Annotated in this window: 16 protein-coding genes; 15 read left to right on the forward strand and 1 reads right to left on the reverse strand. The window is 43.0% G+C overall.

Annotated elements, in window-relative coordinates; all coding sequences use genetic code 11:
* Positions 1 to 153 precede the first annotated feature (153 nt).
* From MKZ11_RS06550 to MKZ11_RS06610, 13 genes are all read left to right on the forward strand, one after another.
* Positions 154 to 1,104 carry an ABC transporter permease gene (locus MKZ11_RS06550; protein ID WP_340793190.1) on the forward strand — a complete coding sequence of 317 codons (951 nt, stop codon included), beginning with the start codon at positions 154 to 156 and terminating at the stop codon, positions 1,102 to 1,104.
* Positions 1,097 to 2,047, forward strand: a complete 951-nt coding sequence (locus MKZ11_RS06555) for an iron chelate uptake ABC transporter family permease subunit (RefSeq protein ID WP_340793191.1) — start codon at positions 1,097 to 1,099, stop codon at positions 2,045 to 2,047. The genes MKZ11_RS06550 and MKZ11_RS06555 overlap by 8 nt, the downstream gene beginning before the upstream one ends.
* Positions 2,044 to 2,805, forward strand: coding sequence for an iron ABC transporter ATP-binding protein (locus MKZ11_RS06560; protein ID WP_340793192.1), 762 nt, complete (start codon positions 2,044 to 2,046; stop codon positions 2,803 to 2,805). Before MKZ11_RS06555 ends, MKZ11_RS06560 begins: the two co-directional genes overlap by 4 nt.
* Before the next feature lie 60 nt (positions 2,806 to 2,865).
* Positions 2,866 to 3,840, forward strand: a complete 975-nt coding sequence (locus MKZ11_RS06565) for a siderophore ABC transporter substrate-binding protein (RefSeq protein ID WP_340793193.1) — start codon at positions 2,866 to 2,868, stop codon at positions 3,838 to 3,840.
* Positions 3,841 to 4,550: 710 nt separating this feature from the next.
* Positions 4,551 to 5,360, forward strand: coding sequence for a zinc transporter ZupT (zupT, locus tag MKZ11_RS06570; protein ID WP_340793194.1), 810 nt, complete (start codon positions 4,551 to 4,553; stop codon positions 5,358 to 5,360).
* Between the two features lie 149 nt (positions 5,361 to 5,509).
* On the forward strand, positions 5,510 to 6,652 hold the full coding sequence (locus MKZ11_RS06575; RefSeq protein ID WP_340796936.1) for an MFS transporter: 1,143 nt from the start codon (positions 5,510 to 5,512) through the stop codon (positions 6,650 to 6,652).
* 181 nt (positions 6,653 to 6,833) lie between these two features.
* A complete protein-coding gene (locus MKZ11_RS06580; protein ID WP_340793195.1) occupies positions 6,834 to 7,181 on the forward strand; it encodes a DUF6054 family protein in 348 nt (115 codons plus the stop codon).
* A 176-nt stretch (positions 7,182 to 7,357) separates the two neighbouring features.
* On the forward strand, positions 7,358 to 8,005 hold the full coding sequence (locus tag MKZ11_RS06585; protein ID WP_340793196.1) for a uracil-DNA glycosylase: 648 nt from the start codon (positions 7,358 to 7,360) through the stop codon (positions 8,003 to 8,005).
* Positions 8,005 to 8,337 (forward strand): hypothetical protein, encoded by a 333-nt coding sequence (locus tag MKZ11_RS06590; RefSeq protein WP_340793197.1) that lies wholly within the window; start codon positions 8,005 to 8,007, stop codon positions 8,335 to 8,337. The genes MKZ11_RS06585 and MKZ11_RS06590 overlap by 1 nt, the downstream gene beginning before the upstream one ends.
* Before the next feature lie 12 nt (positions 8,338 to 8,349).
* Complete coding sequence (locus MKZ11_RS06595; RefSeq protein ID WP_340793198.1) at positions 8,350 to 8,547, forward strand: hypothetical protein; 198 nt, start codon at positions 8,350 to 8,352, stop codon at positions 8,545 to 8,547.
* Entirely contained in the window at positions 8,544 to 9,512 is a 969-nt protein-coding gene (locus MKZ11_RS06600; protein ID WP_340793199.1) for an ABC transporter ATP-binding protein, read from the forward strand. Before MKZ11_RS06595 ends, MKZ11_RS06600 begins: the two co-directional genes overlap by 4 nt.
* The gene (locus MKZ11_RS06605; protein ID WP_340793200.1) at positions 9,509 to 10,147 is read left to right on the forward strand and encodes an ABC transporter permease; all 639 of its coding nucleotides are present in this window, start codon (positions 9,509 to 9,511) and stop codon (positions 10,145 to 10,147) included. The genes MKZ11_RS06600 and MKZ11_RS06605 overlap by 4 nt, the downstream gene beginning before the upstream one ends.
* Positions 10,148 to 10,161: 14 nt before the next feature.
* On the forward strand, positions 10,162 to 11,052 hold the full coding sequence (locus tag MKZ11_RS06610) for a glycine betaine ABC transporter substrate-binding protein (RefSeq protein WP_340793201.1): 891 nt from the start codon (positions 10,162 to 10,164) through the stop codon (positions 11,050 to 11,052).
* 207 nt (positions 11,053 to 11,259) lie between these two features.
* Here the strand turns inward: MKZ11_RS06610 and MKZ11_RS06615 are convergent, their stop codons facing one another.
* Positions 11,260 to 11,550 carry a nucleotide pyrophosphohydrolase gene (locus MKZ11_RS06615; protein WP_340793202.1) on the reverse strand — a complete coding sequence of 97 codons (291 nt, stop codon included), beginning with the start codon at positions 11,548 to 11,550 and terminating at the stop codon, positions 11,260 to 11,262.
* A 217-nt stretch (positions 11,551 to 11,767) separates the two neighbouring features.
* Here MKZ11_RS06615 and MKZ11_RS06620 point away from each other — a divergent pair, with 217 nt between their 5' ends.
* Positions 11,768 to 12,361 carry a DNA-3-methyladenine glycosylase gene (locus MKZ11_RS06620; protein WP_340793203.1) on the forward strand — a complete coding sequence of 198 codons (594 nt, stop codon included), beginning with the start codon at positions 11,768 to 11,770 and terminating at the stop codon, positions 12,359 to 12,361.
* 62 nt (positions 12,362 to 12,423) lie between these two features.
* A complete protein-coding gene (locus tag MKZ11_RS06625; protein WP_340793205.1) occupies positions 12,424 to 12,939 on the forward strand; it encodes a type 1 glutamine amidotransferase domain-containing protein in 516 nt (171 codons plus the stop codon).
* Positions 12,940 to 13,202 lie beyond the last annotated feature (263 nt).

Here is a 13,202-nt window from a genome sequence, read left to right on the forward strand (position 1 = left end):
CTCCACTTTTTCTTGTATTCTCACTGATAATGATTTTCAGTTATTCATTGACAGCTATTTCTAGCATGCTATAATTGAATTTGCAGCTAATTGATAATTGTTTTCATTAATGGATTCTCAATTGGTTGTAAATAATCGATATCGGGGATACCCATGAAGATACGTTACTTGATCATCGCACTCATCAGTCTTTCATTCCTATCGCTATTTGTTGGAGTGAGCCATATTACGCCAATGGGTCTGCTAGATTTTAAATCGGAAGAAACCGAAATTTTCCTAATCAGCCGTCTGCCACGACTCGTCGCCATTCTCCTTGCAGGAGCCGGAATGAGTATTGCAGGTCTTATTATGCAACAGCTGAGCCGAAACAAATTCGTTTCACCGACGACAGCAGGAACTTTGGATGCTACACGGCTTGGGATTCTTGTCTCAATGCTGTTTTTCACAAACGCATCCACGATTGAAAAGATGATTGTCGCATTTGTATTCGCGCTTGCCGGCACGCTACTGTTTATGCAAATCCTTGACCGCATAAAATTCAAGGATGCGATCTTCATCCCACTCGTCGGGCTTATGTTCGGTAATATTTTGTCTTCAATTACGACGTTCTTCGCTTATAAAGCGAACGTCATCCAAAATATGTCGGCATGGCTACAAGGTGATTTTTCGATGATAATGAAAGGACGTTATGAACTTCTATACATAAGCATTCCCGTGCTGATTATCACTTATTTGTACGCAAACCGGTTTACGGTTGCGGGGATGGGTGAGGATTTTTCGAAAAATCTCGGGCTTGCTTATAGGCGGATCGTCAATATCGGGCTTATCCTTGTTGCGCTTATAACAACCACCGTCGTCTTGACGGTCGGAATGATACCTTTCCTTGGATTGATCATTCCGAATATCGTTTCCATTTTTAAAGGGGATCATTTACAGAAGACATTGCCACATACGGCACTGCTCGGTGCGATATTCCTGCTTATCTGTGATATTTTAGGCAGAGTACTTATCTATCCTTATGAGATTTCAATCAGTTTGATGGTAGGCGTTATCGGCAGTGGAATCTTCCTCTACTTATTGTTTAGGAGGAAGGCCTATGCGTAACTCAACGAAACTTATCATTTTCTCTGCTTTGGCCGCCGTCTTCTGTGCTTTGTATCTTTTCCAAGGATTAAATGGAAGTTTCGACTATGCGTTACCGCGCAGGGCCATCAAAGTATTGGCGATGGTCATTACAGGAGTAGCAATCGCATATTCAACTGTCATCTTCCAAACAATCACACATAACCGCATTTTGACACCGAGCATTATGGGGCTGGACTCATTATACTTATTGTTGCAGACCGCCATTATTTTTTTCCTCGGTTCAGGGCATATGGCTATCGTTAATAAACATGTGAATTTCATATTATCTGTCTCAGCAATGGTTATATTCGCGCTTCTCCTCTACCGCTTTTTATTCCGAGGAGGCAAACAGCCAATTTACTTTTTGTTGCTTGTTGGAATCATTGTTGGAACATTTTTTGGAAGCATTTCGACGTTTCTGCAAGTGCTCATTGATCCCAATGAATTCATGATGGTACAAGATAAGATGTTTGCAAGCTTCAACAACGTCAGTGGAGAACTCGTCTGGTGGGCACTTGGTATCGTCGCCGTCAGTTTCATCGTCGGCTGGAAATATTTCAACGATCTTGACGTGCTATCGCTTGGCAGAGATACTGCCATTAACCTAGGCGTTTCTTATGATAAAGTCGTCAAGACAATGCTGGTTCTATCAGCGGTTTTGATTGCCGTCTCGACTGCATTAGTGGGGCCAATCACGTTTTTCGGATTGATCGTTGCAAATTTATCCTATCAGTTTTTCAAAACTTATAAGCACAGCGTTCTAATTGCTGGCGCGTCTATTATGAGTATTATCGCCCTTGTTGGTGGACAATGGGTCGTCGAGCGTGTCTTTACGTTTTCGACTACACTCAGCGTCATTATTAACTTCATTGGCGGCGTCTACTTCATCTACTTACTATTAAAGGAGAGTCGATCTACATGATCCAAGTCCGTGAACTGTCGAAGTTTTATGGTAAAAAAGCGGTCGTTGAAAAGGTGAACGTGAATATTCACCGTGGTAAGATCACATCTTTCATCGGTCCAAATGGTGCGGGTAAATCGACGCTCCTGTCAATGGTAAGCCGTCTGCTGGATGCAGATACGGGTGAAGTGCTCGTCGATAACGACAATGTGAAACGAATGAAGTCAAATGAGTTTTCAAAAAGGGTTTCCATATTGAAACAATCGAACTTCATGAACGTCCGTCTGACAATCCGTGAACTTGTGTCATTTGGCCGCTTCCCGCATTCCCGAGGAAGACTGACTGCAGAAGATTTACGGCTTGTCGAGCAGGCAATGGATTATATGGGTTTAATGGATATGCAAAATGATTATCTGGATGAACTATCGGGTGGACAGCGCCAGCGTGCATTTATTGCGATGGTTATCGCACAGGACACGGATTATATTTTGCTGGACGAACCACTCAATAGTCTAGATATGAAGCATTCCGTTCAAATCATGAAAATATTGAGAAGACTCGTTGATGATCTTGGCAAAACAGTTGTCATCGTTCTGCATGACATTAACTTTGCATCCGTCTATTCAGACCGGATTGTTGCATTAAAAGAAGGTCGTGTTGTCAAAGATGGCCCGACCAATGAAATTATTACTTCCGATTCGTTAAAAGATATCTATGATATGGATATCCCAATTAAACAAATGGCTAATTGCCGAATATGTGTCTACTTCAATTCATAATCGGGAGAGCGTAAAGCGCTCGATGTTTACACTTACAATACAACTAAAAGGATGGTAATGATGAAGAAAATACTAATGACAGTAATGATGTTCGCATTAATGGCTGTACTTGTAGCTTGTGGATCGAAAGACGAGGATGCAAAAGACGATACAACAACTGGTGACAAATCAGAGCCAAAAGTTGAAGAAACCGAATCAGCAGAACCAATGGTAATTAAGCAGGAACTTGGCGAGACTACAGTTGCGAAAAACCCTGAAAAAGTTGTCGTATTCGATTTTGGTATGCTCGACACGCTAGATGAGCTTGGTATCGAAGTAGCAGGTGTTCCACAAAAGAATATTCCTTCATACTTGTCGAAATATGAAGATTCGAAATATGTAAACGTTGGCGGTCTTAAAGAACCTGATTTTGAAGCAATTCATGCAATGAAACCAGATGTTATCTTCATCTCAGGACGTCAATCTGCGATGTACGATGAACTAAGTGAAATTGCTCCAACAGTCTTTGTAGGCGTAGATTCAACTAACTACATGGAGTCATTCAAAAACAACATGGAAATGGTTGCTGAACTCTTTGGTAAGGAAGATGAAATGAAAGCAGAACTTGCGGACATTGACGAAAGAATTGCAGCGATTAATGAAAAATCAAGCAAGAGTGATGCAAAATCATTGATCATTCTTGGAAACGAAGGAAAAGTAAGTGCTTATGGACTGAATTCACGTTTTGGTATTATTCATGACGTATTTGGCTTTAAAGCAGCTGATGAAAAACTTGAAGTGTCGACGCATGGTCAAAGCATCACATTCGAATATATCCTTGAAACAAACCCAGACATTCTCTTTGTCATAGACCGTGACGCTGCTGTAGGCGGCGATGCAAGTGCAAAAGATTCAATTGAAAATGACCTTGTGAAGAAAACAAACGCTTATAAAGACGGTAAAATCATTTACTTAGATCCAGACTATTGGTACCTGTCTGGCGGCGGACTTCAATCTGTAAAAGAAATGGTTGAAGAAGTCGAAGCGGTATTGTAAAACTAGTAAAAGAGTGGGTTCACTGAAAAGTGAATCCGCTCTTTTTTACTTTATAGGAAATTATAAATTTCACATCCGGGATTTATCGCTTAGCGCTTAGAGCTTTGGTTCCTGAGACAGTGGGTATACTGATAGAAAATGGAGAAAAATGTGGTAATATGAATGTGCTAGAGTGAAACGGAAATCCGAATTGAAAGGGGGAAAGGTATGGGGTAATTGAAATCAGTTATTGTATTGTGAGAGAGAAACACCAAAATTATTACTTTCCGTACCCTATGCTATCAATAGCGTGCTATATAGTAATGGCAACATTGAAGTGACATCGAAGGGGCTTTATTATAGCTCTGTTACAGCGGGTCACAATATAAAGGTGCAAGACTTTTTCGTGGCGGAGAAATCACTGCTGCCAATAAAACAACCTTACAAAATAAAGATTCTGTAAACGTAGTTAAGACAGTTGTCCGAACGGGCGAAAAAGGAACTATCATAATTGGATACGTGCATGCAGGAACAGAATTACATGTCGGGAACTGGTCTTATATTTATAAATAATAAAATGGGTGATTATGCCCTTCTGGATGATGAAGCAATGTTGTTGATAGACTAAATCATCTACAGCGATCATAATAGTTTTTTCTTATCATATGTTGCAGTAGGGAAACTTGTAGCATACAATAATTTTAACTTTGAAATAGAAAGAAGATGTATGTATGGATGGAGATATACTGTTTGCATTCGCTCTTACTCTGTTTGCAGGACTTGCGACAGGGATAGGAAGCTTACTTGCTTTTTTTACGAAAAGGACGAATACCAAGTTTCTTTCAATAGCTCTCGGTTTTTCAGCGGGCGTAATGATTTACGTGTCACTTGTAGAAATATTTGTAAAAGCGAAAGATGAACTGGTACTGGAGCTTGGCCTAACAAATGGCTATTGGGCAACAATTGCTGGTTTTTTCGGCGGAATGCTGCTGATTGCACTTATTGACCGTCTGATTCCTGCGATTGGGAATCCGCATGACGTAAAGAGTGTAGAGGATGTAAATGCAGGTCCGACGAATGATGAATACGCGAAACTGAAAAAAATGGGAATGTTCACGGCTCTTGCTATTGCCATTCACAATTTTCCAGAGGGTATTGCAACATTCACTTCGGCATTGCAAGATCCTACGCTTGGAATTGCTATTGCCATCGCGGTGGCGATTCATAACATTCCAGAAGGTATTGCTGTCGCTGTACCTATCTATTTTGCGACGGGTAATCGAAAGCAGGCATTCAAGTTATCATTTCTTTCTGGGTTGGCAGAACCAGTTGGCGCGATTGTGGCTTACCTAATTTTGATGCCCTATTTGAATGGCATTATGTTTGGCGTGATTTTTGCCGCAGTTGCAGGCATTATGGTATTCATTTCAATCGATGAACTATTGCCGGCAGCACGTGAATACGGAGAAGCCCATCTATCTGTTTACGGTATGATGGCTGGAATGGCAGTTATGGCAGTCAGTCTAGTGCTTGTAGCTTAAAAAACCTTTGTGCTACCTTAGTGTATGGGGTATAATTACAGGTGTAAAGACACCTAGTTATACATTACATTACAAGGGGCAGAAAAATTGTGAAAAAGAAACAGGGAATTTCTCGAAATAAATTATTAGCACTCGCAGGAACAGGCTGGATGTTCGATGCAATGGATGTGGGAATTCTGTCGTTCGTTATTGCGGCACTTACAGTAGAATGGCATTTAACACCGTCCCAGATGGGCTGGATAGGCAGTGTCAACTCAATCGGGATGGCTGTTGGTGCGTTTGGTTTTGGATTGCTGGCGGACCGCGTCGGCAGAAAAAATGTCTTTATGATGACGCTTGTTCTATTCTCGGTCGCGAGCGGATTGTCGGCGTTGACGATGACACTTACGGCATTTCTGATCCTTCGCTTTTTTGTCGGAGCAGGACTTGGCGGTGAATTGCCAGTCGCGTCAACCTTGGTATCTGAAAGCGTAGAGGCACATGAACGGGGGCGCATCGTCGTTCTTCTTGAAAGTTTCTGGGCAGCGGGTTGGTTGATTGCTGCCTTAATTGCTTACTTTATCATCCCGGACTATGGTTGGAGACTAGCGCTAATCATCACAGCCCTCCCTGCATTTTACGCCATTTACCTTCGGCGTAGATTGCCAGATTCGCCGAAATTTAAAGCGGATGGACAGCCCAAACAGTCAATGGGGGATAAAATCAAAACAATCTGGTCGAAGAAGTACGCAAAGCGGACGCTCATGCTTTGGATCGTCTGGTTTACGGTTGTGTTCTCCTATTACGGTATGTTTCTTTGGTTACCTAGTGTCATGGTGATGAAAGGCTTCGATTTAATCCATAGTTTTAAATACGTTTTGATCATGACGCTAGCGCAATTGCCTGGCTACTTTACTGCTGCTTGGTTAATAGAGAGGGCAGGACGGAAGTTTGTTCTTGCAACGTATCTTCTTGGAACTGCGGCCAGTGCATTGTTTTTTGGAAATGCGGAAACACTAACGCTGCTTCTTATTTCAGGAGCATTATTATCTTTCTTTAACTTGGGGGCATGGGGAGCATTATATGCATACTCCCCAGAACAATATCCAACTGCAATCCGTGCAACAGGTTCCGGAATGGCAGCCGCGGTTGGTCGCATTGGAGGTATTTTTGGACCGTTGCTCGTTGGTTCGCTTCTTGCAGCAGGATACGGATTCAGTACAGTCTTCGGCATCTTTTGCGGAGCAATTATTATCGGAGTATTAGCCGTCATTTTTTTAGGGACAGAAACAAAACAACTAGAATTGGAATGAATGATGGACCTGCCCTAGGCGATGAGGGCAGGTTTTTTGACTTTATAGGATATGTTGAACAAATGAATACCTATATTTACTGAGCAAAAGCATCCCTAGTGAATTCAATGTTCAACATATGAATGAAACTTCTGCCCCTGTTCATCCGTAAATTAAGATAAGGATAAAGGGAGATGGTAAAATGTCAGTACGTGAATTTACTGTGAGACTATCACCAGTAGTTGCAATGAATGCTATTGAAACATACGTTGTGAGAGGGAGCATCAGTGGAACGCTTGTCGATCAGTATGTAAGGCGGCTTGGTGAACATGAGATCCATGTAGCGGTGTTTGAAAAGTATTATATGAGGTCTAGCAACCGAGCGTCGCTTACTGTGACAATCGATAATTTAGCTGGACAAACGAAAGTCCATGCAGTTGCATCCGGCGGTTCAGAAGGAATGTTCATGCGCTTTGATTGGGGTGCGGGGAAAAATTTCGCGAATAGTGTGGACGAGGCATTGGGTCCATATATAACTGGAGCACAATAAAGAATTCTATAGAACCTTTATTTACCTTGAATAGTTAACAACATATGGCCCAAACTAAACAGCGTAAATCACAAACTACATAACACAACACGCCAATAGCTTTAAAGTTTAGAGTCTTTCCTTTTGATGGAAAGGCTTTTTTTGTTAGAATGAAAAGACCAGAAAGGGGTGCTTTGATGTTCCGTATACCTGAATCGATTGCGACTCTTGGAAAAGAGCGGGTAGAAGGCTTTCCTGTGGAGGGATTCATTTACGGGGAAGGCCCGAAAAAGCCGAAACTGATGCTAATAGGAGAAGCACCGGGTGAGTTCGAATTGGTTGATGGCATTCCATTCATTGGACGTGCCGGTAAGGAATTGATGAAGTCACTCGCCACAATCGGTTTAACACGTGAGGACGTTTATATTACAAGTGCAGTCCGCAGCAGGCCCTATAGATGGGGAACGAAAAATAACCGTGACGGAACGAAAACGGAACGGAAATATAATCGGCCGCCAACAATGAAAGAAATTTTGGCACATGCGCCCGTGCTCGATTATGAGCTGGCGAACATTGAACCGAAACTGATCGTCACGCTCGGCAACGTCGGGTTGCAACGGCTGCTCGGCAAAGAAGCCAAAGTGACAGAACTCCATGGAAAGCTGTTAAAGCGACCGATTCAGTATTTGAACGAACTGGATGATACGACATTCAACTGGACGAAAGAATTGTATACAATCGTACCAACATTTCATCCCGCGTCTATTTTTTACAGGCCCTCGCATAGACCCTCACTGGATGCGGATTGGCTGGAGATTGGCCGTGTATTGGGAGAGAGGAATTAATGAAAACGATTCAACATCGAAAAGTACTGATTATTGGTTGCAGCGGCGCCGGGAAATCGACTTTGTCCCGCAAGCTTGCTCTGAGGTGGGGATTGCCCTTGCATCATCTCGATGCCCTATTTTGGAATGAAGGGTGGGTGCCTACATCGAAACCGGAGTTCCGGGAGATGTTGAAAGATGTGGTAGCGCAGCATGAATGGATCATCGATGGAAATTTCGATTCCACACTTGAAATGAGACCACAATATGCGGATTTAATCATCTTCCTTGACTTCCCAAACTGGCTTTGCCTATCGCGAGTCATGAAAAGAGCATGGAGCTACTGGGGATAGACGCGTCCAGATATGGTGAAGGGGTGTCCAGAAAAGATTGATATGAAATTTGCCCGCTGGATTTGGCGCTATCCGAAAGACGCGCGGCCGGGTGTATTAAACATTTTGCAGAAAACTAAAGCGGATGTCGTACTGCTGAAGACATCGGATGAAGTTGAAAGATGGTTAGTGTCTTCGCCGCAAAGAACTTCAATAGGAGGAATTCCATGATACGCTTTGATAATGTAACAAAACGTTTTGCGGACGGTACAGAGGCGTTGAAAGGTGTTTCTGTGACAATCCCTACACATAAGCTGACGGCTATTATCGGTCCATCCGGCTGTGGAAAGACGACGCTTATGCGAATGATTAATCGGCTAGAAGCGCCGTCAGAAGGCGCTGTCTATATCGATGAGCTGCCAATTTCCGAACGGGATGAAGTGGAGCTACGTCGTTCAATCGGCTATGTCATTCAGCGCATTGGTCTCATTCCTCATATGACGATTGAAGATAATATTGCACTTGTTCCGGAATTACTCAAGTGGGATAAAGGAAAAATTACTGGTCGTGTCGATGAACTGCTCGATATGGTGGATCTCGATCCGGGTATATTTAAGAAGCGCTATCCTTTTGAACTATCTGGCGGGCAACAGCAGCGGGTCGGCGTTAGCCGGGCACTTGCGAGTGACCCGAATATTATTTTAATGGACGAGCCCTTTTCGGCGCTGGATCCCATCAGCCGTGAGCAGCTGCAGAAAGAATTAAAAAAGTTGCAGAAGAAAATCCAAAAGACAATTGTATTTGTAACACATGATATGGATGAAGCACTCGATATTGCAGATGTAATTATCGTGATGCGGGAGGGGCAAATAGAGCAGATATCTTCACCCGATGAATTGATTGAGAATCAGGCAAATGATTTTGTTCGTGAATTTATTGGACAGGAACGAATTGATAGACAGCGGAATTTTGGTCAAAGGCCTATCAAAGAATTTACTAGTTTTTTTGATGAAACATGGACAGGCGAAATTAGGGAAGTTACTTCGGCACTGACAGTGGAGGAAGCAATTACGATCTTGGACGCTCATCCTGCCAGCCGTCTTGCTGTAGTTGAAAATGGGGTCGTAATTGGTTATATAGGGCATCATTCTCTCTTACAAGCCTCCATGGAAAATGGGAAATGGGTGAAATCATGAAGAACTTTATCGAAACGGTGACTAGCCGCTCAGACATGATTACAGAAGCTTTTCTCCAACACATTTTCCTTTCTTTTGTAGCACTTGCCATCGGGATTCTCATTGCTTTGCCAGCTGGAATGCTGATCGCCCGCCATCGTCGTTTTGCAGAGCCGATTATCGGAGTAGCAGCAGTTCTGCAAACAATACCAAGTCTTGCGTTATTCGGTTTTCTAGTTCCTTTAATTGGAATTGGTTCAAAGACCGCTCTTATTGCACTTATTATTTACGCGTTGTTGCCAATCGTACGAAATACATATGCAGGTCTTACCGGTGTCGATGAAGCGATTGTCGAGGCGGGTCGCGGAATGGGGATGACTCCGAATCAAATCTTGAAGAAAATTGAACTCCCCATCGCCTTGCCTGTCATCATGGCGGGGATTAGAACGGCAACGGTGCTGACGGTCGGTATTGCTACCCTCGCAACGTTTGTCGGAGCAGGGGGGCTCGGAGATGTTATTTATAGGGGGTTGCAGTCCTACAATAATGCGCTTGTTCTTGCAGGGGCGCTACCAGTTGCACTTCTCGCCATCGCTTTTGACTTTATCCTGAAATGGGTAGAGAAGAAGGTAACACCAAAAGGCGTACAACATTGATAGGGGGAAGAAAGATGAAAAAAGGGTTAGGAATTATTTTACTGTCGTCGGCACTGCTTCTTGGAGCGTGCGGCGGTAAAGATGAAATTGTTATCAGTGGAAAGCCGTGGACAGAGCAATTCATACTGCCGCATATTTTAGGTCAATACATTGAAGCGGAAACAGATTATAAAGTGACTTACAAAGACGGGCTGGGTGAAGTGGCAATCATGACGCCAGCGCTTGAAAAAGGTGACATCGATCTTTATGTAGAATATACAGGAACGGGTTTGAAAGACGTTCTGAAAGAAGAATCGACAGCGGGAGAGAGTTCTGAAAGCGTGTTGGAACGTGTGAAAAAGGGATACGAAGATAAATTTGAAGTAACATGGCTTCAACCGCTTGGTTTCGAAAACGGCTATACACTGGCTTTTACGAAGGATAAAGAATACAATGCGAAAACGTACTCCGATCTGGCGGGAATTTCCGCTGATGAAGACATGGTATTCGGAGCACCGCATGCATTCTATGAACGTAAAGGTGATGGCTACGATGATATGGTGATTTCTTATCCATTTAAATTTAAGGAAACGAAAAGCTTAGACCCGAATGTGATGTATGAAGCGGTGAAAAATGGGGATGTTGACGTTATTCCAGCATTCACAACAGACAGCCGTATTCAGATGTTCGATCTTGCCACAACGGAAGATGATCTAGGGTTCTTCCCGAAATATGACGCGGCGCCAGTCGTCCGTCAAGAAACATTAAAAAAGTTCCCAGATCTTGAAAAAGTATTAAATAGCTTGGCAGGAAAAATTTCGGAAGAAGATATGTTGAAAATGAATGCCCGCGTCGATTTGGATAAAGAGAAGCCAGAAGATGTTGCAAAGGACTTTCTGGTAGAAAAAGGATTAATTAAGGAATAAAGAAAAGCGCAAGGCGCCCGCTAGACGCGACAGGCATAAGTCGATCCAGCTTGTGGCGCTCTTTGCCACATAGCCGGATTGCTTATGACCCGAGCGGCTGGCGCCTGTAGCTAGACAAAAAGAAAAGCGCAAGCGCCTTGGTAGCCTTATACTTTGACTTTTTAACAAAAAACCGTTCCTGTAAGATTGGGAACGGTTTAAATAAATTTATACAGGATATTTCACTGCGTTCTTTTTCATCTTCGCACGTGCTGCTTCTTCCAAATCAATGCCGAGGAGATCAGCGAATTGCAGTAGGTAAATGAACACGTCCGCCGCCTCGTCTACGATTTCCTGCCTATTATGAGCGACTGCTTCCTCTCCCGATTTCCATTGGAAGTGTTCCAGTAGTTCACTTGCCTCCAATGAGATTGAAATGGCGAGATTTCGAGCATCGTGATTGCCGCCCCAATTTCGAGCTTTCGTGAATTCACGTATTTCATTTTGCAGCTTTTCCATATTTATCTCATCCTATCGACTATTTTTCTTGATGTCCAGCTTCAGGCGCCAACGCCTCGGGACATAAGGCGTTTTGTTACGAGGGCTGAAGAACGCCCTCTCCACAAACCGTCTTATGCCTGTCGAAGCTGGACGGCGCCTGATGCTTTTCTTGAGTATACGTTATTTAGATTTGTGATTCTAGGGAATACTAATAAAGAAGTGGAGGACGATTGCGATGTATACACCTATAGATAAACCATTTTTTGAGGCGCCTGTACTCGAATTGGCCCGAAATCTGCTTGGACAGTATATTGTGCACAAACAGCCGGAAGGAGATATTGTGGTTCGTATTGTTGAAACAGAAGCGTACCATGGACCTGAAGACAGAGCGGCGCATAGTTTTGATAATCGTCGAACGAAGCGGACAGAAATCATGTTTGGAACCGCGGGACTTGTTTATACCTATCAAATGCATACACATACCCTTATGAATGTTGTAAGCGGAGCAATCGGAACTCCCCATGCCATTCTTATCCGGGCGGGGGAACCGGTCGCTGGATTAGAAATGATGCAGGAGAATCGCGGCAATCATTTGAAAATGATTGATTGGACAAATGGACCAGGGAAATTATCGAAAGCCCTCGGTGTGACTATGAAGTATTACGGCCATCATTGGACAGATGAACCGCTATTTATTGCGGCAGGTGCTGCACCGGAAGAAATTGTGGCAGGTCCCCGGGTGGGTATTGGAAACTCCGGGGAAGCAGTTCATTATCCATGGCGTTTTTATGAAAAAGATAATCCTTATGTCTCAAAGTACCGGCCTTAAGTTTAAATGTAGCCCATAGAGGTATAGAACAAGAGTACAAACAAAAAAGGAGTGTATTTAAATTGGCTAAAATAGCAACTTTAATCACGAATCTATTTGAAGACTCAGAGTACACGGAGCCAGCAAAAGCATTCAAGGATGCTGGACATGAAGTAGTAACAATTGAAAAATCAGCAGGTACAGAAGTGACCGGAAAGCAAGGTAATGCAAAAGTTAAGACGGATTTCGGCATCGACGATGTAAAACCGGAAGACTTTGACGCATTATTTATCCCTGGAGGATTTTCCCCGGATCAGTTACGTGCAGACGACCGCTTTGTTAAATTTGCGAAGACGTTCATGGATGATAAAAAACCGGTATTTGCAATCTGTCATGGGCCTCAGCTTTTAATCACAGCCAAAACTCTTGAAGGAAGAGATGCAACGGGTTATAAATCGATAAAAGTCGACATGGAAAATGCAGGTGCGAAATATGTGGACAAAGAAGTTGTCGTGTGCCAAAATCAGCTCGTGACGAGCCGCACACCTGATGACATACCAGCGTTTAATCGTGAATCATTAAAGCTTCTTGAAAAGTAAATAGTATTATCATAATAGCAAAAATTACAAAAAGGCCGGATAGCGGCCTTTTTTGTATTATTAGGAGACTATAAAATAGCAAACTGTGGAGAGGATTTTACGTCTAGACTTCAATACCAAAGGGTTTGTGCGGTATATGCCAACCCGAACACTTCTCCGTCTCTCCGTCGGTCTGTTATATATCTGCCGCCCTTAACTAGGCGTTTATGCTTTTATTATTGTTGAAAATGTATCGGAAGAGTGATAAGTTAGAAGAGTACTAT

The organism is Sporosarcina sp. FSL K6-1508, from assembly GCF_038007465.1.
Taxonomy (GTDB): Bacteria; Bacillota; Bacilli; order Bacillales_A; family Planococcaceae; genus Sporosarcina; species Sporosarcina psychrophila_B.